Origin of the sequence: Pseudoalteromonas sp. S3785 (genome assembly GCF_005887365.1) — a bacterium.
GTDB lineage: Bacteria > Pseudomonadota > Gammaproteobacteria > Enterobacterales > Alteromonadaceae > Pseudoalteromonas.
In genome coordinates, this window is sequence record NZ_PNCT01000053.1 from 44,319 (window position 1) to 67,672 (window position 23,354).

The window sequence follows — 23,354 nt, forward strand, 5'->3', positions numbered from 1 at the left end:
ATAAACTATCCAATAAACCATAAGTGCAAAAGTATTAAAGCACCATAGCCGCAATCCAACCAAATATAAGTAGAGGAATATTAAAATGTATAAAGGTTGGGATTACAGAGTCTCTTATATGGTCATGTTGGCCATCGGCATTTAAACCCGAGGTTGGCCCAAGTGTAGAGTCAGAGGCAGGAGAGCCCGCATCACCTAATGCACCGGCTGTGCCTACTAAAGCTGCGGTTGCCATAACCGAGAAACCTAAATCTAAGCACAAAGGCACAAATAAGGTAGCAATAATGGGCACTGTAGAAAACGAACTACCAATCCCCATTGTTATCAATAATCCCACTAACAAAATAGCTGCTGCAGCAAGGGGCTTATTGCCATCAAATAACGCTGCGCCACTGTGTACTAAACTTGCTACATCACCAGTTGCTTTCATTACTGAGGCAAATCCTTGGGCCGAAATCATAATAAAACCAATCATAGCCATCATGGCGACTCCTTTACTAAATACGTCGCCGTTTTCTTCCCACTTAACAACGCCAAATACACTAAATATCATTACACCTACAAGGCCGCCCAATATCATTGAGCCACTTAGGTTTTGTGCAACTAGTGATGAAATCACAGCAAATAAACCGACTATCATCACTTTTTTTGGTTTCTCAATGTCGGTAGCTTTACTTTGTGTTGTTAACGGTTGCGCATTGTAGTCACGGCGCTTAACGTAACTTATAAACACCGCAATAATTAAACCAATTAACATACCACAGGCAGGAATAATCATTGCCATAGGCACTTGTGTGTTTACAATTTCTAGGCCGTTATCAACTAAGTTTTTATGCAAAATAGAATATAAGTAAATGCCACCAAATCCATAAGGCAATACCATGTAAGAGGTAGCTAAACCAAACGTTAATATACAGGCAATGGCGCGGCGGTCCAGGCGTAGTTGATTAAATACAACGAGCAAAGGGGGAATTAAAATAGGGATAAAAGCAATGTGTACAGGCACTAGATTTTGAGAAGAAACAGCAAAGGCTAATATAATTAATAAAATAAAATAGCTTAAAAAGGTTTCGCTGCCTGCACCTTGTGCATTCACTTTGTTTAATAGCTTTTCGGCAAGGATACGGGTTAATCCCGATTTTGAAATAGCCACTGCAAAGGCACCTAACATTGCGTAACTTAAAGCAATTTCAGCGCCGGCAGATAGGCCAGAATTAAATGCATCAACACTTTCTTTTATGCCTAAACCCGCTGTTAAACCGGCTACAAGTGCACTAATTATCATAGCTACAATGACATTTACACGGGCTAAGGAGAGCCCAAGCATTAAAATAACGCCTATAACAACCGCATTCATAGTTTTCTCTATTTTGAAGATTTAATTAATTTTATCAGATCTTTAGCCTGATTTTTACGTTCTTTAGTAAAAGGTTTTTTAGCGTAGCGCACTTGATTAAATAAATAGCTAAATTCGCTTAAAGGTGCAGCCGCCTCAGGGCTTTGCTCTGCAAAGTATATTAGCTGCTGATTAGGAGAATAGTGTCTAGGCGCCGTTATGTTGTTTTTATTTGCCCAATGCATAATGGCTTCAAATTCTGCAACTAACGGCGGGCGCTTACTTTTATTGCGTGGCCAATTTAAATAAATAAAATAAGCAGCAAAGCTAAAAGCAAGTCCTAAAATAACCGCTAAAGGTACCAACCAAAGGTGTTTACTACCAAAAAGTGATTTTAAAAAGTTACTTTGTTTTTCTTCGTCAAAGCCAAGTACCCAGCTAGTCCATTGGTAATCAAGGGTTTCTAATTTGAGCCTTAACCAATTAACGGCTGCAAAGTTACTTAAACTCACTAAGCCAAAATCAAGATTACTTTTAAATTCATCATTGAGTTCTTCGTTTTGTGAAAGTGAACCATTTAAACGCTCGGGGGCTACCACCGCTGTGGCATCAAAAATTTGCCACTGATTATTAATATACACTTCAACCCAGGCGTGGGCATCGTATTGGCGAACCGATAAATAGTTATTTGATTGATTTTTTTCGCCACCTAAATACCCACTGGCCAAGCGCGCGGGAATACCGGCGCTTCTAAAAATATAGGCTGCTGCACTGGCGTAATGGCCGCAAAAGCCGCGTTTTTTATCAAATAAAAATTGATCAATAGTGCTGTCACCCGTCATAGGCTCAGGGGTTAACGTGTAACTAAATTCTTGTTTAGCAAAGTAGTTAAGCAATGCATTATAAAAGTCGATTTGCGACGTTGTTGATTGTTTAAGTGTGGCTGCAAGCTTGGCTGCTTGTTGGTTTGTTTGGTTATTTAAGCGTGTGTAATAAGTGGTTTGCCAATTTGATAGCTGCTCTGTACTCAGTGCTGCACTTGATGCCTGATACTGCAAGCTTTTAGCTTGATATTGCTTTTTTCGTAACAGCCCTAATGCATTACTTTCAACATTTTTATTATTACTGGTAGCGTAATTAAGCCCATATAGCCACTTTTGATTAGCAGGCTCGGCAATAATAGTATAGGTATTTTGTACTAATATTTTTTTATCGGGATCGGCGCTTTGATTATTATATTTTAGTAAATCAGATGTTTTCCACGCTTTACCATCAAAGGTGTCGTGCACAAGTGCGCGCCAATAATAAGGCGAGGCAGACGTTTTATTATCAAAGCGGGCTCTAAAAACCAGTTCATCAGAATTAGACAACTTTGCAATATCAAACGGATCAACCTGTTCAGAGAGGCCTGTTTTAGCAAGCTTTGGCCCAGGTAATTGCCAAAAAGCGGGCATTTTAGGTAAAAACAACAACAAAAATATAGCTAAGGGCAAAGCAATAAATAACAGCTTAGCACTTTGTTTAGAGGCTAATTTTAAACTATGAGAAGATTCAATTAAGCTCAATACCGCAAAGTTGAGTAAAAATAGGGCGCTCATAGTTAAGGTAGTTATTATGCTTTGGTTAAACAAATACGCCGATGAAATAGAAAAAAACGTAAGTGTAACAATAATATGGTAATGCTTTTTTGTTTTAGCCTGCAGTAGTTTAAAAATACTAGAGAGCAATAACATAGCAACAAACAATATTACTGTATCGCCTATACCTAGGGTGTAAATCATTAATATTAAAGCTAAACCAGCCAAAATATTTGCAAGCCACGCGTTAGGTTTGGGTGTGTCAGTCAGTGTTAAGTACACGTTCCACAGGCATAACATCGATAAAACCCCAATAAACAGTATGGGCATATGCGATAAATAAAACGCAAACAAACAGGCATAGATAAAGCTCATTGCTAAATTTATTGCCCGGTAATTTAATAGCTCAGCCATTATTTGCTCCGCCGAATTCGCTCAGAAGTGCTAAACACTGTGATTTATCGTGCGTGTCATTGGTTGCTTTGTAACTTGCTGAGGGCAAAATGAGTGTAAACGGTGTGTTGTTTTCGCATGCATTACACACTAAAAAGCAAAGCTGACTCAAGCGTTGCTCGGTATTACCCGTTAGCTGGTTAAAATCAAAAACAATATCGGACTTTTTATAATCACTAAATTCTTTTACGAGTAACTGCTGCGATTTAGCGTAATGTTTCCATGAAATTCGCTGCAGTCCCATTTCTGGTAAATGCGTAATTAGCTCATCAAACTCTTCGCTGCCGCTCTCTTTAATACTGCCTGTTTGCGTTGTATGTTCAAACGTATTGTTGTAAGTGTCGTTTAATACATGCTCTGGCGCAGGGTAAACATAAACAGAGTCATTGGGTTGTATATAACTCCACACGCTTACCAGCCCAAATGGGTAATTACTGTGTATTTTAAAACGTTTAAGGGGATATTTACCGCGGGTATTATAGGGTAGGTTAATAATTAACGAGCTGTCTTTGGGCGTAACTTGCGCTAAGTGCTTTGCGTATTTTGAATCACTTGAGTAGCTAAGCGATACTGATTGCGTAAGTGTTGGGGCTTTTAAAATAAATTTAACCGATCCTTTATTTGGTGAGAAGCTGGCAACGCTTTTTATATATTCAACCTTTAGCCCTTTGGCATTTGTATAACCAAGCAGTACGGCAATAATCATCACCACAAACATTAAATAAGCCATCACCAAAATTAAGTTATTTTGATAATTAATCCCCATAACAAAATTTAAAATTGCGACAACAATAAAGTAAAAGCCGAGCTGCGAGGGCACCACATAAATATTGTTATGAGCCAGCGTAATGGATTGCTTTGAATGCTTGTTTTTAAGTAGTTTATTAAGTAAACGCTTTTTAAATGCGCCTAATATACTGACTTTTTTAGCTTTTTTTTTAAATAACACGTTAAACTGGCACAGCAACAGTTTTTAAAATTTCATTTACTTGCGCTTCGCCCGATTCGTTATGCAGTCCTAATCGGTGCTGGCACACGCTTGCAAATACAGCTTGTACATCGTCAGGGGTGACAAAATCACGCCCTTCAATAAATGCCCACGACTTAGCCGCTTTGGCAAGCGCCATACTTGCACGAGGAGACAGCGAGCCTGCAAATGCGGCGCTTTGACGAGTATGCGTTACTAATTCAATAATGTAGTCAACCACAGGGCTACTTATCACAATTTGATTAATTAAGGTTTGAATTTGCTGTAGCTGCTTAGCGTCTATTCTTTGAGGTAATTGGCTGTAGTCTCGCGGTTTAATGTTTAAAATAAGGTGTTTTTCAGCCTCTTTAGGAGGGAAACCTAAACTTATGCGCATTAAAAATCGATCTAACTGCGATTCAGGAAGTGGGTAAGTACCCGATTGATAAAGCGGGTTTTGCGTGGCAATTACAAAAAAAGAATTTGGTAATGTGTACTTACTGCCATCTACTGTAACTTGCTGCTCTTCCATTGCCTCAAGTAATGCACTTTGCGTTTTAGGGCCCGCGCGGTTTATTTCATCTGCTAATACAACTTGGCTAAAAATTGGCCCTTTATGAAATGTAAACGTATGTTCATTAGCGTTAAATACATTAGTTCCTAAAATATCGGCAGGTAAAAGATCGCTTGTAAATTGTATACGCTGATACGACAGCCCTAGCACAGCAGCAAGTGCATGTGAGAGCGTAGTTTTACCCATACCTGGTAAATCTTCTATCAGTAAATGTCCTTCACTGAATAAGCAGGTGAGTGCTAGTTTTATTTGTTGTTTTTTTCCAAAAATAACACTCGATAAATCGTCGATAATTGCCGAAACAGTGTTTTGCATACTGACCTTATTTTATTCGCTTAGTTCGAGGCGCTTCATAACAGAATTAACTTTTTTAGCGTTAAAAGGTTTTTCTATAAAGCCTTTGGCACCTAATTCCCATGTGTTTTGCACGTTTTCAAGGGTGTTATGACCCGAGCACATAACAACGTGCGCGTGAGGGTAACTATCATTAATGTGTTCTAGAATATCAGAGCTTTCAGAATCAGGTAAGTCTACATCCAAAAATATGACATTGGGTGATTTTTTGTCAAGAAGGGGTTTTGCAGAAAGGTAATCGTTGCTTTCTAAAATATCTTCAAAGCCTAGCTCCGTTAATATTTGGTTTAGGTAGTCACGTATTTCCTTAACGTCATCAATAATAAGTATAGGCTCAAGCGGGCGCACAAATTCCATATGTTAATTACTTCTATTTATAATACATCTAAAGTAATTTAATTTTATGCTAAGCACTGTATAAGCTCAAGAAAGTAAATCAAAAAACAACCAATTAGCGCTTTACGGCGCCTAGATCTGCCACATTAATTAGGGCGTGTTGATCTTTGTGGATTGAAATTTGTTCAATTTAGGGGCGATTAAATCGCGGCGCGAGGTTTGTAACCTAGTGGGCTAAGTAAAAACCGAGCAACAAAGAGTTAATCGTCCTTAGAAAAACCCTTTGGGCAGCGCATGTTTGGTATTTATGCTGCGTTATCGCCTATTCATGGGGGATAACCACACTACATAGGCTCTGCCTTGCCTAAAAACCAAACATACTGCTGCAAATTCACCCACCAAAGGTCAACACGCCCTAAACACCCAAACCATTAAATTGGTTAATACATGTTAATTAACGCGCTTTGATAGCCCTCTACAGTCCAGTTTAAATAAGACTTTAGTCATAAATAGTAATTTTATTTTGAAATTCAAAACTATTAAACCCTTGTTTATAAATGCAATTTTTTATTAATAGGATTTCATGTAAATGTTTTGTAATAAAAGATGTTGACGTTACATTATTCATTTGTGATTATGCTCACTAGCTGAGCCAATGCCCATTGCGAAGTTTAAAAACACATTTTAGTAAAATGCTCATTTGCTTTAGCTGCACACTGAAAATACACAACACACTAAATAGAGAGTTCATTATGTTAAATAATAAGAAAGCTAAATTTGCGCTAACGTTAGTAGCAGCAGCGTTGGCGGCGCCAGCACAAGCAGATATGTCAGATTACTTTGACCGCCTTGACGTTAACTTTCTAGCAATGCAAAACTTTCAGTCTATTCAAGCTAAAGACGGTGCATTTCGTCCTGAAGATGAAGAGCAGTCATCAGGTTTTGGGCGTATAAGAGCTAACTTAATGCTTAAGTTTCATATCAATGAATACATTACTGCCGACATTGATATAGCCGAAGAGCCGAACGATTTTGGCGGCGGCGACCGTGATTTTTCGTTCCATAACGACTTTGCAGGTATCGAATTCGATTTACTTGGCTTATACGGCACACCAAACGAAAACGAAAATCTAACGCTTCGTTTAGGTAATATTGGTGCCTCTCCATTTCAGTTTAAAGGTTTTCAAGATGGCGCTGATAACCAAGGTAATGCCTTAATTGGTAACGGCATAAACGACTACGCAACCGCAGAAAACGGTGTACAATTAAGCTACACAGAAACATTTGACAGTGGTGTGCTTCGTTCTTACAACGTGGCGGGTCATATTACGACATCAAGTTTTGGTGAGGCATTTCAAGAAGATAGAGGTTTTAACTACCGCTTACAAGGTACGTTAGAGTTTGAAGGTGGCTTTAAAGTTGGTTTAAATTACTTACAAGCTAACCAAGGCGACCAGCTTCGTTTTGAAAATGGCGTAGCAAGCTTAGATGGACTTACTACAACAAATTACCGTTTTGGTGATGGCGAAAACTATAACTTTTCGGCTTCTCCTTCAAGCGAACGTGATACTCACGTAGGTGTTATGCCAGGCCTTGATCAGTCTATCATTCAATTAAATTTAGCGTATCAGCCATCAGATCAAACCAGCATCATATTAATGTTAGGTAAATCGTCTGACGATTACACCTTTGCAGACTCTGCAGGTAACGCAGTGGCAGGTATTACCTACTTTGGCACAAATGGCGTAGCAGACGAAAACGGCACCACATTTGATTCAAACAGCGTAATTAAAGGCGAGAGCTCAGTAGAATATTACGCAGTTGAAGCGCAGCAATACATTATTCCTGAAAAACTTTACGTAGCCGCGCGCTATGCAGAGTCAGAAAACACTTCCGATTTAATCAGCCAAAACGATAACACCGTTGAGCGCTTACAAGTAGCCGCAGGTTACTGGTTTACTGATTCAACACTATTAAAAGTTGAGTATGTAAACCAAGAAGAAGGCGCAAACTCAGGTGGTCAAATTGGCCGTGGTTTTGACGGTTTCACCTCAGAAATCTCAGTTAAATTTTAAATAGCTTACTAACTTACTGTTTGGTTTAAAGGTAATTTCGGCGTTGTAAATACGTTGAAATTACTCACTGCTTTATTTACTAAGGCGCTTTACAGTTATTTTTTAAGCGTCATTTAACATATTTATGAGGGTTAACCCGATGAAAACTAAATTATTAATGCTCGCGTGTTCAATTATGGCTATTAACGTAGCTGCTAAAGAAACCATAACCATTGCCACTGTTAACAATGGTGACATGATCACCATGAAAGAGCTAAGCAATCATTTTGAAGAACAAAACCCAGATATTTCATTAAAATGGGTAACACTTGAAGAAAATATTTTACGTCAACGTGTAACAACCGATGTTGCTACAAAAGGCGGCCAATACGACGTAATGACTATTGGCACCTATGAAGTGCCAATTTGGGGTAAACAAAACTGGCTAACTGAGCTTGATAACCTAGGTGAAAATTACGACGTTGATGATTTGCTACCTGCTATTCGAAGTGGTTTAACGATAGATAACAAACTATACGCGGCCCCATTTTATGGCGAAAGCTCTATGGTTATGTACCGTACTGATCTAATGGAAAAAGCCGGCTTAGAAATGCCAAACGCGCCTACGTGGAGCTTTATACAAAAAGCTGCTAAAGCAATGACCAATAAAGATGAAGGTGTTTATGGCCTTTGTTTACGTGGGAAGGCAGGTTGGGGCGAAAATGTGGCTTTAATTACTTCAATGGCAAATTCGTTTGGCGCTCGTTGGTTTGATGAAAACTGGAAACCACAATTTAACACCCCACAGTGGAAGGCTACACTCCAGTACTATGTAGATATTATGAAAGAGTCTGGCCCGGCGGGTTCGTCAGCGAATGGATTTAACGAAAACCTAGCGTTATTTCAAACGGGTAAATGTGGTATTTGGATTGATGCAACGGTTGCTGGCGCATTTGTAACCAATAAAAAAGATTCTGAAGTAGCTGATAAAGTAGGCTTTGCACTTGCACCTGATAATGGCCTTGGTAAACGTGGTAATTGGCTATGGTCATGGACACTTGCAATTCCTTCAAGCAGTAAAAAATCTGATGCTGCAATGAAATTTATTAGCTGGGCTACATCAAAAGAATACAGCCAATTAGTTGCCGATAACAAAGGCTGGGCAAAGGTACCACCGGGTACTCGCGCATCACTTTATGAAAACGAGCAATACATGAATGCAGCACCGTTTGCACAAATAACGCTTGATTCTATTAATTCGGCCGACCCGAAAAATCCTACTGTAAAACCCGTACCTTATGTTGGCATTCAGTTTGTAGCAATTCCTGAATTTCAAGGCATTGGCACGGCTGTTGGGCAACAGTTTTCAGCTGCACTTACTGGGCAAATGACTGTTGAGCAAGCGCTTAGCACATCACAACGCCTAGTTGAGCGCACAATGCGTAAAGCGCGCTACCCAAAATAAATAAGTAGGCGGGTAAGTTTATCGCTTACCTCGTATTTTTCGTCAGCATTAGCATGTTATCTAGTAGCCGTTTGTCGTTGTTACTAAGGTTAATGCTGACTTTTTGAAGGTCACTGATATGGCAACTACACAGTCTCGTACGCTTGCACGCATAATGCTATTTCCTAGCGTAATTTTATTACTAGGATGGATGATAGTGCCGCTGTGCATGACACTCTATTTCTCATTTGTAGATTACAACTTACTTATTCCTGGTGAACGTGAATTTGTAGGCTTTTTAAACTACGAGTTTTTTTTAACAGATCCTGCATTTGTTGAATCCTTTTTTAATACCCTTTATTTAGTAACGGGTGTATTAGCTATCACTATTTGTGGTGGTATTGGTTTAGCTGTTCTCCTCGACCAAGCAATATGGGGGCGAAACTATGTTCGTATTATGGTTCTCGCCCCATTTTTTGTTATGCCAACCGTATCGGCTTTGGTGTGGAAAAACATGTTTATGAACCCTGTGAATGGATTATTTGCACATTTTGCAATATGGCTTGGGTTTGAGCCAATCGACTTTTTTGCACAAATGCCGTTGTTTTCAATCATTATTATTGTTTCTTGGCAGTGGTTACCGTTTGCAGCGTTGATATTACTGACGGCAATTCAATCGCTTGACCGCGAACAACTCGAAGCTGCAGATTTAGATGGTGCAGGGCCTTTTAGTAAGTTTTTTTACATAGTGCTGCCGCATTTATCACGCGCAGTTACCGCTGTTATTTTAATTGAAACTATATTTTTACTGTCTATTTTTGCAGAAATTTTAGTGACAACCAGTGGCGGGCCTGGGTATGCATCAACCAACATTACCTACTTAATTTACACCCAATCGTTATTACAATTTGATGTAGGCGGGGGCTCAGCAGGGGGTATAGTTGCAGTAATTATTGCCAATATTGTAGCCATATTTTTAATGCGCCTTATTGGTAAAAACTTAGAGGGTTAATCATGGCTAGTGCAGCAAATAAAAAATCAAAACTAATTTATACCCTGGCAGCATGGACCATCAGTGGAATGATTTTTTTCCCAATTTTGTGGACATTAATCACCAGTTTTAAAACCGAAGCAGAAGCAATATCAGCAACACCCGCGTTATTTGCTTTTGATTGGACACTGGAAAACTACCAAGATGTGTTAGCGCGATCGCCATATTTTGACCACTTTTGGAACTCTGTGGTTATATCACTAGGCTCAAGTTTATTGGGCTTATTAATAGCGGTACCAGCCGCGTGGTCAATGGCGTTTGTGCAAACGAAAAAGACTAAAAACCTACTTATGTGGATGCTTTCTACAAAAATGCTCCCGCCGGTAGGGGTGTTAATTCCTATTTATTTACTCTTTAGAGACTTTGCTTTGTTAGATACAAAACTGGGCTTAGTTATTGTTATGACCTTAATAAACTTACCAATTATGGTATGGATGTTATACACCTACTTTAGAGAAATTCCGGGTGAAATTTTAGAAGCGTCACGAATGGATGGCGCAACTATTGGCGAAGAAATATTTCATGTATTACTGCCAATCGCACTACCTGGCATAGCCTCAACATTACTGTTAAACGTAATTCTGGCATGGAATGAAGCATTTTGGACACTCATTTTAACCGCTGCGAATGCCGCACCACTAACGGCATTTATTGCCAGTTACTCAAGCCCAGAAGGGTTATTTTACGCCAAGTTGTCGGCAGCTTCTGCCATGGCCATTGTGCCAATATTAATTCTTGGTTGGTTTAGTCAAAAACAATTAGTGCGCGGCTTAAGCTTTGGCGCAGTAAAGTAGGAGAACACACATGGGCAGCATCACACTAAAAAAAGTAACTAAAAGTTTTGATGAAGTTAACGTAATAAAACCGCTTGATTTAGAGATAAAAGACGGTGAATTTATTGTATTTGTAGGGCCATCGGGCTGTGGTAAATCAACATTACTACGTATGATTGCCGGATTAGAAGACACAACCAGCGGCACAATTGAGATTGACGGGCAAGATGCAACACAGACGCCACCGGCAAAACGTGGTTTAGCTATGGTATTTCAATCATACGCTTTGTACCCGCACATGAGTGTACGCAATAATATTGCGTTTCCACTAAAGCGTGCAAAAGTAAGCCCTGCTGAAATTGAAAGTAAAATAGCAAATGCCGCTAAAATACTAAATTTAACCGATTACCTAGACCGTAAACCAGGGCAATTATCGGGCGGGCAGCGCCAACGTGTAGCAATAGGACGCGCAATAGTAAGGCAACCGTCGGCATTTTTGTTTGACGAACCGCTTTCAAATTTAGATGCATCGTTGCGTGTAAATATGCGCTTAGAAATTTCAGAGCTACACAAAAGCTTAGCTACAACAATGATTTATGTAACACATGACCAAGTTGAAGCGATGACAATGGCAGACAGAATTGCAGTATTTAATGGTGGCATTATTGAGCAAGTTGGTACGCCACTTGAGCTGTATCAGCACCCGGTAAATAAATTTGTGGCAGGCTTTATTGGTTCACCAAAAATGAACTTTATTGGAGTAGATAACGATAGCCATGCACAAACGCACAGTTTAGGTGTGCGTCCTGAGCACTTTGAAATTTCAACTGAGACAGGCACTTGGCAAGGTACTGTGGGCGTAATCGAGCATTTAGGTTCTGAAAGCTTTTTACATGTAACCATTGAAGGTGGCAGTACGGTTACAGTAAAAGCAGACGGCGATTGCCCACTAAAATATGGCGACACAATTTATTTAAGCGCGCCTGAGCACAAGGTACATAGATTTGATAAAAATGGGTTAACGATTAAAAATCCAACAGTTTAATCCGCCGTTTTAAGCCAATACTTTAGAAATAGCAATTTTACCTAAAGTATTGGTTATTAAATTAATGTGACACTTCGGCATTTTATAAATGAATGATATATTTACAAATATTATAAAATGATTGAACGTTGTAAAACGGTTTAACCATAAATGTATCACAAACCTAAGGGCATGGCTCCTTTGACAGTAAGAGGTTTATGTGGCAAAGCTAACAAATACAGAAATACGTAAGCTCGATGACGCAGCTAGAGCAGGGTGGCTCTATTATGTTGCGGGTAAAACACAAGACGAAATTGCTAAAAAACTCAACGTATCTCGTCAATCTGCTCAGCGTATGGTGGCATTATCTGTAAGCCAAGGGCTTATAAAAGTAAGGCTCGATCATCCTATTGCTAAATGTATGGATTTAGCAGAAAAAATTAAAAGCCGTTTTGGCTTAGACTCTTGTGAAGTAGTGCCTAGCGATGGCTCAGATCCAAACTCAACAGTGGGTTTAGCGCAAGCCGGTGCTGCTGAAATACAACGCCATTTAAAATCAGAAACACCGAAAATTTTAGCTATGGGTACTGGGCGCGTATTACGTGCATGCGTTGATGAACTGCCAACGCTAGATTGTAGTCAACACAAAGTAGTGGCGATGCTTGGTAACATGGCACTTGATGGGTCGGCTTCACCTTATGATGTAGTTGTTAGAATGGCCGAGCATATAAATGCAAAGCATTATCCAATGCCGCTTCCTGTATTACCAAGAAGTGTTGAAGAAAAACAGCAATTGCATTCACAACATAATATTACCAGTAACTTAAAATTGGCCACCAAAGCCGATGTAACATTTGTGGGTGTAGGTAGCCTAGGCGAAAAATCGCCATTACATATCGATGGCTTTGTTGATGAGCAAGAGCTAAAAGATCTACAAAATTTAGGTGCTGTGGGCGAAATGATAAGCTGGGTTTACGACAAACGCGGCCAATTAATTGATTGCACTGTAAACCAACGTGTTGCCAGTACGCCACTAAAAATTGAAGGTAATAAACAAATTTATGCCATAGCTGCCGGTGAAGATAAAGTACTTGCGATACTGGGTGCTGTGAGATCAAATATGATCAGCGGTTTAATTACTAATGAATACACCGCAGAACGTATTTTAAGTATGGATTAGCCAATGTTGTTTTAGGCAACTTTTTAAAACCTACGGTAAAGCTGGCTGAATGAGTTTTTATTTTCAAAAAGGAAAACAAACAAGCCTTTTAAAAACGAACAAATTTAGGCTTTTTAAAACGTGTTTAAAAAGTACTGTGTTGAAAGAACGTTGATGCAAGTGACAATCTAAAAGCTAATGTCGTTAAAATTTTAAAGTAACCAACGTTTAAAGTACTTTGTGAGAAATACAGTCAGTAAAGTGCTGAGTGTAATGAATAATAAAAGCGTAATGATCAGGAATAAACTAAAAAACATAGTTTGCTATAAACGAACTTAATGTCCGATACCGTCTAGTATTGGACATAGTAGGAGTGTATTGCACACTCCTTATTATAATATACATTACTACCTATAATTTATATTATGTTAAATAATGTGAATTATTACATAACCAAAGTAAGTAGCTTCTATTATTTAGGTATAAACCACTATTTCTGGTGTTTTGTAATTGTCTTTTTAAAGTTGGTATTTCAGAAAACCGTTCAAATTGTTATGCGCAGTAACTTTTACAACACCTTACGCGCTACATTGTTTTACACCTATATTTTCGCTAATGTTTATGTAGCATTTCAATCTTATAAAGCTTAGCAATTATCAATTCCATATAGCTGCCTCTATACTCCGTTTATAAAAATTAATTACCTTTTTAAACAGGCTCAAATTTTGTAATCGTCGTTTCAATCATTTTATTTAAAGCTAATTTACTGCTACAAGGTTTTTCGCGCCTCATATCAGGTTTAGATTAAAGCCTTAGATTTAAGTTTTTCGAAACCTAAGGCTTTACGCAAAAATAATATGACTTAGTTACAACCTAGTTCAGACCTTAAACCATACACTGATGATTCAATTGTTTGTGCACTGTTATACGATAAGTTTGGCATTACATTTATACCAGAGCGCGATTCAACTTCATCAATACTTACTTCGGTATTGCAAAAGTTATCACTGCGACTTGCTGTTTGCTCCATAATAAATGCCGATGCTTTAATCGTGCTACCAGTTTGCTGCATAACAATTTTAAAATAGCCACTTGGAATGGTATGCGCTTCGTTAGCTTGTGGTAACTCTGCAAAATAATATTCGTATAATGGACCTGTTACTACATATAAATCATTTCCATTTCCTACGTGATTTCGCACTGCAGATTCAAGCCTAACCCATGGGCCTTGATTTAATGCGGATGATTGCGGCGTAATATTAGAAAGTAAGTTTGTTAGTTTCCAATCAGCCGTATTACTAAAAGATGCTAATGGAACTTGATGGCCTCTATCGGTATTTATTGTTGCATACGCATCGGTGTAATCACTAGGCTCTAACGTGTAATGTGAGTATAGATCTGGATCGGCTTTCCAACTTCTGCTTCTCGATGGTCCACTCATAGTGCTAGTCGTAACATGGTAAGCCACCCAATCTGCAAACTTTGTATAACGATTATTTTTTAAAGTATAAATACTTCGCTCAATTGTATTGCCATTATCTAAACCTGTTGGGCAACCTTGTAAATAGCTGTCTGCACTTGCATTGTGCGCAAAACATAAACCTGTAAGTACTATTGATGCTTTTATTATTGTCTTCATTGTTTTATCCTCTATTAAATGAGGGTAAAAATTAACAGTACATTATTACAGCAATATGTATCTAACTAATTGTTTATAAATACAATAATATCGTCTTAGGCTTTTGGTATTACTAATATAAGTCGCGAGTATACAGTTACCCTCGCCTTATATTTAACGCAATAACGTTGTTTGTAGACCTAGCGAATAAAGAGGTTTTTATACACTTACATGCATTATGTTAAATTGAGTGATTTGCGATTTTCTATGAGTAATGACCCTGATATAAAGCGTATACGCACACTTTTAATGCATGAATGTTGAGCAATTAATAACGATTTATACTTAAATGGTTTAATACTAAAAAATAGATAAAAACAAAAAACCGTTTGAATAACTAATTATACAAAAATTAATACAGCTCAAACGGCATGGTTTTATGTACATGTTAGCCAAAGTGGCTAACTAGGCCTTTAAAATTAAGGTGTTTTAAAACTTTTTATCAGCCAAAAATTCACCCATTAACGAAATTACTCGTTCTGGTTTTTCATCAATAACCCAGTGCCCTGCTTTTTCTATCCAAGTTAGTGTTGAATTTGGTAAGGTTTGAGCTAACTGAGGTGCATATTTAGGTTTTTGAAAGTTATCTTCATCACCCCATAAAATGAGGGTTTCATGCTTTAAGCTTTTAAGCTCACCTGCAATTGCTTGAGTGTACTCTTTATTAAGTCGGCGCATATTATTGAATAACGCTGCTTTACCTCGCTCATTACTCCATTGCTTTAAATACTGTTTTTTAAGTTCGTCGGTCATTATGCTTTTATCGTATACACCTTTTGGCATAAAATCATTTAGCGTATCAACAAACTCATCAACCGATGTTTTTTGCTCTACACCAGGCTCAAGCAAATGTTCAAACTCGGGTATTGGCCAAGAATCAAAGCAAACACTATCAATTAATATTAAGCTGTTTACTTTTTCTGGGTGATTTACCGCCATGAGTTGTGCTATTCCGCCACCTATATCATGAGAGGCAATGTTTGCTTTAGCAATTCCTAGCTCACCCATAAATTGACTGATTATTTTGCACTGAGCATTAATTGATACATCGGTATTTTTTGGCATATCAGATTCGCCGTAATTGAGTAAATCAAGTGCAATAACACGATGTTGCTCACTCAGTGTTGGCATAACATTTCGCCATAACGATTTGTTAGTCGGAATACCATGTAATAATAGTAGAGGTGTGCCCTCACCCATTTCTTGATACGCAATTTTGTGGCCTTCGACGGTAATGGTTTGTGTTTTACTCATACATACGATCCTCATCAATATTTAAAATTTAGCATAAACCTGTTTATGTATAGTGATGAGCAATTATCATCCCAGCTTGTTTTTTAAATAATTTTTTTGAGGTTCAAATAATTACAAAAACCTGAGAGCGCTTTAAAACGCGGTCTGTGGCTATTAATGGTAAGTAGGATTTATTTTTAGTTAAGCGAAAAGAGTAAAAATAAAGAGTTATAAAATAACCTTAATTTTTAAAATTATGAAATAAAGTAGCAGCTACATGAAATAATTACTGCCAGTTTGGGCCTATTAAAAATAATAGGCCCTGTGTATTTTAAGTTTTATATTTTTTAATTTGGACTAGCTTAGCAAATGCTTAATTTTATTAATTAATACTTGCTGCTTTACAGGTTTTTCAAGCATGTCGTCAAACCCAAGCTCAACATACTTAGCATTATTATTTGTATCAGAATCTGAAGTGTGGGCAATAATTTTGGTTTGCTTGTCTGCGTTATGTTTTTTTATTTTAAGCATCGCGTCTGTGCCCGAGAGTTCTGGCATAACAATATCCATTAAAATAATATCGTAATTATTTTGCGACGCCATCAACATAGCTTCTATTGCATTGCTTGCATAATCTATTGCTACGTTTTCATCTTTCAGCATGGCTCTAATAACCATCTCTACGAGCGGTTCATCATCAACTAATAACAACGATTTGGTGTTGTTAAATTCTGTATGCGTTGTAGTTACAGTAATGGGTTCTTGCTTGTTTGCACTTAAGGGTAACAATTCTACGGTGTTAACTAATAACGATAAATTAATAGATGTTGTTTTCCCGCGCTCGTGCACAGTAATATTTTTACCGCCGAGCATTTTAAAAATTGAGATAAAAAACCGCAGCTCTAATGTAGCATCAAAATTAATATCGCTTTCAAAAGACTGTTGTTTGCATACCATTTGTAACTGACTATAAAAGCTCCCCTGATTTGCTAAGTTATTTATAGAAAAGTCCAGCGACAAATAATGTTTACCTTGCTCGTTAATCAGCTCAGAATTTAACGACAATTTGCCTTGATGTGTGCTTTCTATAAGCTCACTAGCAAGCTGAATAATTAATTGCATAATCAGCTTTTCATCATTGCTTATGTCTTTATCTATGGGCACATTGTTATTAATAATTATATTTTTATCATCAGAGTCTTTATTAAGAATATCGGCCGTATTTTTAAGTAAGTCGGCTAAATTAATAGCGCTCATTTTAAGCTTTAGTTTACCGGTATCGGTTTTATTTATATTAACTAATTGCTGCACAACACAACTTAACTGTGTACATGCATTTTCTAACTCATTGCTAAAATTGGCTTTACTGTTTTTATAATTAAGCTCTACTATAGATTGCAGTGAACTAAGTGGTGCTTTTAATTGCATTGCTAGGCGCGCTACAAATTTATCTTTTAGCTGGTTAGCTTGCTTAGATTTTTCTACTACTTGGGCAAGTAATAACTCTTTTTGATGCGCTTGTGTTTCATCTCTAAAGTAACAAACAAAGCCACCAAAGTCGGTATGCCTTTGCACAACGGTGATCCAGCGGCCATCACTAAAGCCGATATCTATTAATTGGCTATGTTCATTAGCTAATTTATTATGTTCTTGATAATGGGTAATAATATTATTTTGTTGAGAAATACTCATTATTTGGCTGTAACTTAACTGTTTATTATTTTGAATAACATGAGAAAACAATTCGTTAAATGCCTGATTGGTTATTACCGGAAATTCGTTACTATTAAAAATGGCAAAGCCATGCGGTAGCGCATCAAGCGAGCTTGAAAACAGCGATTCTCTATTAAGTATAAGGGTGTTTTTTTGTTTAATTTCGTCATGTAAGCGCCTAGGTAAACGTAAAAAATAATAAACAAATGCAAATATAGCTAAGCTAATTAATGCCAGTTTAAATAAGTCGAACCTAGATACATTAGCAGGCGTTATCGGTTTGATGGGTTGCACATGCAAGCGCCACGTAGCAGGAAAACGACTACTTGCTGCGCTTATGCTGTTAGGGATAGTTTTAACATTTAGCTCCCCCCTACTCCCTAATATAAACTGAGGGGTTGATATAAATAAATTATAATTTTGCGTATTTAGCTTACCTATTATGGCATTTAAAAACTTACTTAAATCAAAGGCTGTGACTGTATAAATAGCGCTATTGCCTATATTTATTTCTGAGATTAAAAACGCTGTATCTGCTACAGTAAATACCTCTACTGATTGTTTATTTGCTCGCATTGAAAATGCGTTTAGCCAATTAGTAAAGCCATAAGCTGCTAAATCAAAGTTGTTTTTAGACCATATGGCAAGTTGTTTATAGTCATTATCAAATACAACAAAACCTTTATACGTTAAACTCCTTGATACCTGCGTTTTTACTAAATCACTTAATTGTTGCTGAGTATAACTTTGTTGGCTTTTTAAAAAGCCTGCGACAATTTTATCTTTTTGAGTAATGTAAAGTGCTTGGTTGTCAAAGCGCTCTAATGCATCAAACAGCGTTTGCCTTAACTGCTGAGTTTGTATGGCATAGGCATTTTTTTTGTCTTTTTTATCTAACGTATATAAAAGCAAAGCCGAGAACGAGCAAATAACCAGCGCAATTAAAAAGGCCACCGGCGCTAAGCTAAATAAGTGAACAAATCTATTTAGTGATTTTGTCTCACTCGGTTTAATTGCCTTAGTTGGGGTAAAATGCTTATTAAGCTGGGTTTGCAGTAATTGCGCAAAAGATACAAATTGTTCTTTTTGAGAGCCAATAAGTGTTTTAGGTGAAATATCGGCAATGATTAGTACGCCAATTAAGCTGTTATCTAAATTATAAATGGGATATTGAGAGTAAAAGCGTACCTGTTGGCAGCGCCCTTTTGTTAGTGGGTCAAATAAGGTGTCTTCAATTATGTAGAGTTTTTCTTGTGTGCACGCTTGTGCCAAGCTATTTAATTCACTGTCGGCTTTGTATGGGTCATCGCAACTAATAATTTGTTGCGTATACAAGGCATTATAATCAACGAATTTAACAATAGAAACATCATAAAACTGCTTCATTAGGGTTAGCGTTTCGGTTATTTCTTGTTTTATTTCATCTATTTGTGTGTTGTTAAATTCATTTATATTATTTGCATATGAACTGTTCATGGGCGCACTCCTTCACCTTTCGGCGGTGTAGAAATCCAACGCGTGCTGTTAGCACTTGTATGTGATGGAAGTTTTACTCTAAATGGTGGAAGTAAGTTATTTAAAGCGCGTTCGCCTTGTGCATTTAACACCGGCTCTGCCGAGGTTAAATTGAGCGAAGCCTCGCAGTAAGTCACGCCAGGCTCTATGCCAATAAGGGCCAGCGTTTGAATAATTATGTCGTTATTTATTAAATCGATACCTAGCAGCTCAAAGGTTGTTTCTAAAATAGTAAATACCAGTGTTTCTACTATATTTTCATCTTCTGCTAGTTGCGTACCTTGTGGGCAGCAAATACTGCCTAGCTCTACATCTACACTGCTTGCTACACCTACCAGCGCCAGTGCATCAAGCGCGGTTCCTAATAACACTTCAACTTGTGGCAAATATAAATCAAGAATATCGCCTTGTGGCTCATACCCTGTTTGGCAACTATTGCACGACTGCGATAATTGCTGACTGTCTATGCCTAATAACGGATTACCAAGTGCAGTTACACCAATCAAACAACTACTATCGGCTTGCTGTTTAGCAATTGAAAAGCTTTCGCACGGGTTACCAGTAACTACCTTTTGAGACATATAGCGCGATACAATTTCGTCACCTGTTGCGGGGCACGCTAATGCTGTACTTTTTAGTAATTGCCCCATTACGGAGTTACTTAATTGCCCAATGGCATAATTAGGGCCTTGCTGTAGCGCATTGATATAACTTACATTGCCACTATTAGCGGTGTTACTAACTCCTAAACTATCTGAAAACTCATCACTTAAACTTTTTATACACGGGTTGCCTTGGCAATTAGGCGCATCGTAATAAATGGCTTCTCGTGAGGTGAACCTGTCATCGCGTATCCCAATTAAAGCGCGGTATGTTGCATTTGCTTGGCGGTCTGTGTAAAAAATTAAAGGCGCTTGGTGCTCATCAAACCCAATGGCGATACCTAAGGGGGTGTTATTAGCATCAACCACTGTTATTTGGTTATCTACCTTTGTGTGATAGCGCTTAATGAGTGCATCTCGCACTAAAATAACACCACCAATTGAGCCAATAATTAAAATGGTAATAATTAAAATCAGCTCAATAGTGAGTATGTAGCCCTGTTGGTATTGTTTATTCATAGAGCGCTCCTATAGCACTTCAACTAGCATTTTTAGTACATTCATTACCTGCAGCGCTGCAGGAAAAAACACCAGTACTAAAAACATAGGAAAACAAATTAAGATAATGGGAAAGGTGGTATGCAGTGCTTTTTTATTTACTTTTTTAGCTAATAAGATATTTTTTTTAAGCGCAAAGCTTTCTAATTGTGACTCAACCGCCTGTATTAACGGGGTGCCAAGCTTAGAGCCAATAAGCATTAGATTAGCTAATTTTTTTAAACCCGAGACCCCTGTTCTGTCATATAACGAATTAAAGGCTGTTTCGCGGTCTTTACCGGCACTGAGCTCAAACAAAAATAATTTAAGCTCTTTATATAAAGGGTGTTTTTTACTTAACCCGTGATCAACCGCTAAAGCAAATGCACGCTCTAGCGAAAAGCCAGCGCGCATATACACTAACAGCACACTTAAAAAAAACTCTAAGCTATTGTTTATTTGTACTTTACGCTGGCCTTTTTTAAATAAAAACCACATATCAGGCGCAAAAAAGCTAATAAAACAGATAATGGCTACAAGCGGTGTACTTATTACATAACCAGTGATCTCTATGGCAGTATAAGCACAAAATGTGGCGGCCATTTTAAAGCAGTACATGCTCAATAAAATTTTATTTAACTGATACCCTGCTTGTCTAAATTGGCTTTTTGAAATAACAATTAATGGATACCAATTTATATTAGTTTTGATAGGTTGCTGTACCTCAGCCTTTAATGACTGCTTTTGAATATGGATAAATGCACCCATACTCACCAATAAGCCAACAAATAAAAATAGATCTATCATAGCGTTACCCTCAAGCTTAGGCGAAGCCATAAAAAGCCAAATAACTGGCAAAGCACAGCAACGGTAATAAAGGCCATGCCATTGGGGTTATTTAACAGCGGATCGAACCAGGTTGGATCGGTGTAAGTAAATAAAGGCACTAAAGCGTAGGGTAAAACGCCACTAAACAGCGCAGCGTATTTAGTACCAGAAAGCTTAGCTTTGAGCTGCTGGCGATCTAGCGTTCTTAACGACATCATTTTGCATACACTTTTAAGCATGTCAGTTAGATCGCACTGGCTTTTTGTATGAGTAATTATGCTATGTGCAAATAACCGTACGGTTTCGCAGTTGTAGCGTTTAATCAAAGGGGCGAATGAGCTTTGTATATCACTGCCCATATTTAAGCGCTGCAGTAATAAATGACTTTGCGGTTTAATGTATTTATCGGCGTGTTCGTCGGCAAATTGCATAGCCTGAACAAGTGAAAGCCCAGTACTTAAACACGATTGTACGGTTTCTATGTACTCTAAAAATAAGTGCTCAAACTTAGCTAATTTATAGTGTGCTAAATCAATAATCACTATAAAGCAGGTTATAAATACAACCAAAGAAACAATTAATGCACTTGTAGTTGCTTGAGGATAAAAGTACTGTGCAACATACCAAGTACTGGTGGCAAGCGAGCAAGCAACGCTTATAAATAAAGCATTACTGATGTTAATCCCAAGTACCCGCAGTGACACTGTGATAATGTCTTTTTCTTCAAGTACATCGACCTCGTGCTTAGTACTTGCAGCGTGCGTTTTTACTTTAAGTGTTATAAAAACACTCAGTGCTAAGGTAAATGACATAATACTTGCTATGGCCAGTAAGTAATTAAGTTTATTCATAATTACGCTCCCTGGCCGGTTGCAGTAATGCGCTTATTTCGTTTATGTTGGCACCTTGGCTTTGCATAAAGCTCACCACGCTTGAGGTTCTAATTGCCTTATCATTTACTTGCTCGGTATCGCTTACGCTATACAGCGCAGAGTATTGCGCACGTCCGTCTACTCGCTTTATTTCGCCAATACTTTTTAGGATTCTTACACCGTTTGTATTTCGAGAAACATGTACAATTAATTGAATGCTTGATGCGATTAATGCGCTGGTGTGGGTGTCGCTTAGCTGCGCGTTATGTAATTGCACAAGCGTTGATAATCGGTTAACCGCATCGCTTGCACTATTAGCATGTACGGTGGTCATTGATCCTTGGTGCCCGCAGTTCATGGCTTGCAGCATGTCTATTACTTCCCCTGCGCGTACTTCGCCTACAAGTATTCTGTCGGCGCGCATTCTTAGTGCCGCTTTTACTAAATCGCGCAGGGTAACGGCGCCTTTGCCATCGCTGTTGGTGTCGTGCGCCTCTAATTGCACCACATGATTATGGTGCAAATTTAGCTCTGCACTTTCTTCTATAGTTACTACCCGCTCGTTAGTATTTATTGAATTAGCCAATACATTTAACAAAGTGGTTTTACCCGCGCCGGCATTACCACACACTAAAATATTGACCCCTAAGGCCACCGCGGTTTTTAAAAAAGTGAGGCAGTTTTTGCTTAAAAACTTATTGTCGATTAAAAAATCATCGTTAATTTTTTTGTGGTTAAATTTTCTAATCGAAACAATTGCAGCACTGGTGCATGCCGGTGGCACTACAATATGTACCCTGCTCCCATCTTTTAGTTTGCCATCTACAATGGGATTCAGAGCGTTAACTTGTCGAGCGCAACTATCAAGTAATCTATCAACAAAACGACGTAAGTGACGTTCATCGTCAAACTTACTGGCTGTACATAGCAATTTACCTTGCTTATCTATCCAAATATTTTGCGTATCGTTAATTAAAATATCGCTTACTTGGTCATCCAGCATAAATTGTGCTATTGGTCCTAAACCTTGTATTTCGTCGTAAACGGCTTGTACTACTTGAGCTTGTTGATGGCTGTTAAATGATGATTGTGCAAATTCGTCAATATCACTGCAAAGGGCAGATATTTTTTCAAGCAGCGCATCATTCAGTAAAGCACTTGGGTCTTGCTCGTATTCTTCAATTACTGCATCGTGGAGAATTTTTTTAAGTGATTCAAAGGTATTTAAATTGGTTTCTACAGACTCTGGTTTACTTGATAAATTAAACATAGCG

Annotated in this window: 18 protein-coding genes; 6 read left to right on the plus strand and 12 right to left on the minus strand. The window is 38.0% G+C overall.

Annotated elements, in window-relative coordinates; genetic code table 11:
• Nucleotides 1–34 precede the first annotated feature (34 nt).
• The 5 genes from CWC17_RS13785 to CWC17_RS13805 are packed head-to-tail and all read right to left on the minus strand — an operon-like array spanning nt 35 to nt 5,618.
• Entirely contained in the window at nt 35–1,357 is a 1,323-nt protein-coding gene (locus CWC17_RS13785) for a Na+/H+ antiporter family protein (protein WP_138613479.1), read from the minus strand.
• Nucleotides 1,358–1,365: 8 nt separating this feature from the next.
• Nucleotides 1,366–3,327 carry a transglutaminase TgpA family protein gene (locus CWC17_RS13790; protein WP_138613481.1) on the minus strand — a complete coding sequence of 654 codons (1,962 nt, stop codon included), beginning with the start codon at nt 3,325–3,327 and terminating at the stop codon, nt 1,366–1,368.
• Nucleotides 3,320–4,333 carry a DUF58 domain-containing protein gene (locus CWC17_RS13795; RefSeq protein WP_138541055.1) on the minus strand — a complete coding sequence of 338 codons (1,014 nt, stop codon included), beginning with the start codon at nt 4,331–4,333 and terminating at the stop codon, nt 3,320–3,322. The genes CWC17_RS13790 and CWC17_RS13795 overlap by 8 nt, the downstream gene beginning before the upstream one ends.
• Nucleotides 4,317–5,222, minus strand: coding sequence for an AAA family ATPase (locus CWC17_RS13800; RefSeq protein ID WP_138541056.1), 906 nt, complete (start codon nt 5,220–5,222; stop codon nt 4,317–4,319). Before CWC17_RS13800 ends, CWC17_RS13795 begins: the two co-directional genes overlap by 17 nt.
• A 12-nt stretch (nt 5,223–5,234) precedes the next feature.
• On the minus strand, nt 5,235–5,618 hold the full coding sequence (locus CWC17_RS13805) for a response regulator (RefSeq protein ID WP_029772290.1): 384 nt from the start codon (nt 5,616–5,618) through the stop codon (nt 5,235–5,237).
• Nucleotides 5,619–6,349: 731 nt separating this feature from the next.
• Between CWC17_RS13805 and CWC17_RS13810 the strand changes: the two genes are divergently transcribed.
• From CWC17_RS13810 to CWC17_RS13835, 6 genes are all read left to right on the plus strand, one after another.
• Nucleotides 6,350–7,672 (plus strand): hypothetical protein, encoded by a 1,323-nt coding sequence (locus CWC17_RS13810; RefSeq protein ID WP_138541057.1) that lies wholly within the window; start codon nt 6,350–6,352, stop codon nt 7,670–7,672.
• A 139-nt stretch (nt 7,673–7,811) separates the two neighbouring features.
• A complete protein-coding gene (locus tag CWC17_RS13815) occupies nt 7,812–9,116 on the plus strand; it encodes an ABC transporter substrate-binding protein (RefSeq protein WP_138613483.1) in 1,305 nt (434 codons plus the stop codon).
• A 118-nt stretch (nt 9,117–9,234) separates the two neighbouring features.
• Nucleotides 9,235–10,107, plus strand: coding sequence for a carbohydrate ABC transporter permease (locus CWC17_RS13820; RefSeq protein ID WP_024033631.1), 873 nt, complete (start codon nt 9,235–9,237; stop codon nt 10,105–10,107).
• A 2-nt stretch (nt 10,108–10,109) separates the two neighbouring features.
• A complete protein-coding gene (locus CWC17_RS13825; RefSeq protein WP_004586533.1) occupies nt 10,110–10,940 on the plus strand; it encodes a carbohydrate ABC transporter permease in 831 nt (276 codons plus the stop codon).
• A gap of 10 nt (nt 10,941–10,950) precedes the next feature.
• On the plus strand, nt 10,951–11,964 hold the full coding sequence (locus tag CWC17_RS13830) for an ABC transporter ATP-binding protein (RefSeq protein ID WP_138613485.1): 1,014 nt from the start codon (nt 10,951–10,953) through the stop codon (nt 11,962–11,964).
• 199 nt (nt 11,965–12,163) lie between these two features.
• The gene (locus tag CWC17_RS13835) at nt 12,164–13,123 is read left to right on the plus strand and encodes a sugar-binding transcriptional regulator (protein ID WP_138613487.1); all 960 of its coding nucleotides are present in this window, start codon (nt 12,164–12,166) and stop codon (nt 13,121–13,123) included.
• An 841-nt stretch (nt 13,124–13,964) separates the two neighbouring features.
• On the opposite strand, the gene CWC17_RS13840 is transcribed toward CWC17_RS13835, so the two are convergent.
• The 7 genes from CWC17_RS13840 to CWC17_RS13870 all read right to left on the minus strand — a co-directional run bounded on the left by CWC17_RS13840 (nt 13,965) and on the right by CWC17_RS13870 (nt 23,350).
• Complete coding sequence (locus tag CWC17_RS13840) at nt 13,965–14,741, minus strand: DNA/RNA non-specific endonuclease (RefSeq protein ID WP_138613489.1); 777 nt, start codon at nt 14,739–14,741, stop codon at nt 13,965–13,967.
• Nucleotides 14,742–15,209: 468 nt separating this feature from the next.
• Complete coding sequence (locus CWC17_RS13845) at nt 15,210–16,034, minus strand: alpha/beta fold hydrolase (RefSeq protein WP_138613492.1); 825 nt, start codon at nt 16,032–16,034, stop codon at nt 15,210–15,212.
• Between the two features lie 336 nt (nt 16,035–16,370).
• Nucleotides 16,371–19,202 carry a response regulator gene (locus tag CWC17_RS19380; protein WP_171042093.1) on the minus strand — a complete coding sequence of 944 codons (2,832 nt, stop codon included), beginning with the start codon at nt 19,200–19,202 and terminating at the stop codon, nt 16,371–16,373.
• The gene (locus CWC17_RS13855) at nt 19,199–20,362 is read right to left on the minus strand and encodes a hypothetical protein (protein ID WP_138613494.1); all 1,164 of its coding nucleotides are present in this window, start codon (nt 20,360–20,362) and stop codon (nt 19,199–19,201) included. The genes CWC17_RS19380 and CWC17_RS13855 overlap by 4 nt, the downstream gene beginning before the upstream one ends.
• Before the next feature lie 9 nt (nt 20,363–20,371).
• Nucleotides 20,372–21,187: a type II secretion system F family protein gene (locus tag CWC17_RS13860; protein WP_138541064.1), complete on the minus strand. Its 816-nt coding sequence runs from the start codon at nt 21,185–21,187 to the stop codon at nt 20,372–20,374.
• Complete coding sequence (locus CWC17_RS13865) at nt 21,184–22,059, minus strand: type II secretion system F family protein (protein WP_138613496.1); 876 nt, start codon at nt 22,057–22,059, stop codon at nt 21,184–21,186. The genes CWC17_RS13860 and CWC17_RS13865 overlap by 4 nt, the downstream gene beginning before the upstream one ends.
• The gene (locus tag CWC17_RS13870; protein ID WP_138613498.1) at nt 22,052–23,350 is read right to left on the minus strand and encodes a TadA family conjugal transfer-associated ATPase; all 1,299 of its coding nucleotides are present in this window, start codon (nt 23,348–23,350) and stop codon (nt 22,052–22,054) included. Before CWC17_RS13870 ends, CWC17_RS13865 begins: the two co-directional genes overlap by 8 nt.
• Nucleotides 23,351–23,354: the final 4 nt, after the last annotated feature.

What these genes read in the sequence shown, in the direction of transcription:
- CWC17_RS13785 (WP_138613479.1), bottom strand. Translation starts at nt 1,357, where the DNA reads ATGAATGCGGTTGTTATAGGCGTTATTTTAATGCTTGGGCTCTCCTTA.
- CWC17_RS13790 (WP_138613481.1), bottom strand. Translation starts at nt 3,327, where the DNA reads ATGGCTGAGCTATTAAATTACCGGGCAATAAATTTAGCAATGAGCTTT.
- CWC17_RS13800 (WP_138541056.1), bottom strand. Translation starts at nt 5,222, where the DNA reads ATGCAAAACACTGTTTCGGCAATTATCGACGATTTATCGAGTGTTATT.
- CWC17_RS13805 (WP_029772290.1), bottom strand. Translation starts at nt 5,618, where the DNA reads ATGGAATTTGTGCGCCCGCTTGAGCCTATACTTATTATTGATGACGTT.
- CWC17_RS13810 (WP_138541057.1), top strand. Translation starts at nt 6,350, where the DNA reads ATGTTAAATAATAAGAAAGCTAAATTTGCGCTAACGTTAGTAGCAGCA.
- CWC17_RS13815 (WP_138613483.1), top strand. Translation starts at nt 7,812, where the DNA reads ATGAAAACTAAATTATTAATGCTCGCGTGTTCAATTATGGCTATTAAC.
- CWC17_RS13820 (WP_024033631.1), top strand. Translation starts at nt 9,235, where the DNA reads ATGGCAACTACACAGTCTCGTACGCTTGCACGCATAATGCTATTTCCT.
- CWC17_RS13825 (WP_004586533.1), top strand. Translation starts at nt 10,110, where the DNA reads ATGGCTAGTGCAGCAAATAAAAAATCAAAACTAATTTATACCCTGGCA.
- CWC17_RS13830 (WP_138613485.1), top strand. Translation starts at nt 10,951, where the DNA reads ATGGGCAGCATCACACTAAAAAAAGTAACTAAAAGTTTTGATGAAGTT.
- CWC17_RS13840 (WP_138613489.1), bottom strand. Translation starts at nt 14,741, where the DNA reads ATGAAGACAATAATAAAAGCATCAATAGTACTTACAGGTTTATGTTTT.
- CWC17_RS13845 (WP_138613492.1), bottom strand. Translation starts at nt 16,034, where the DNA reads ATGAGTAAAACACAAACCATTACCGTCGAAGGCCACAAAATTGCGTAT.
- CWC17_RS19380 (WP_171042093.1), bottom strand. Translation starts at nt 19,202, where the DNA reads ATGAACAGTTCATATGCAAATAATATAAATGAATTTAACAACACACAA.
- CWC17_RS13855 (WP_138613494.1), bottom strand. Translation starts at nt 20,362, where the DNA reads ATGAATAAACAATACCAACAGGGCTACATACTCACTATTGAGCTGATT.
- CWC17_RS13860 (WP_138541064.1), bottom strand. Translation starts at nt 21,187, where the DNA reads ATGATAGATCTATTTTTATTTGTTGGCTTATTGGTGAGTATGGGTGCA.
- CWC17_RS13865 (WP_138613496.1), bottom strand. Translation starts at nt 22,059, where the DNA reads ATGAATAAACTTAATTACTTACTGGCCATAGCAAGTATTATGTCATTT.
- CWC17_RS13870 (WP_138613498.1), bottom strand. Translation starts at nt 23,350, where the DNA reads ATGTTTAATTTATCAAGTAAACCAGAGTCTGTAGAAACCAATTTAAAT.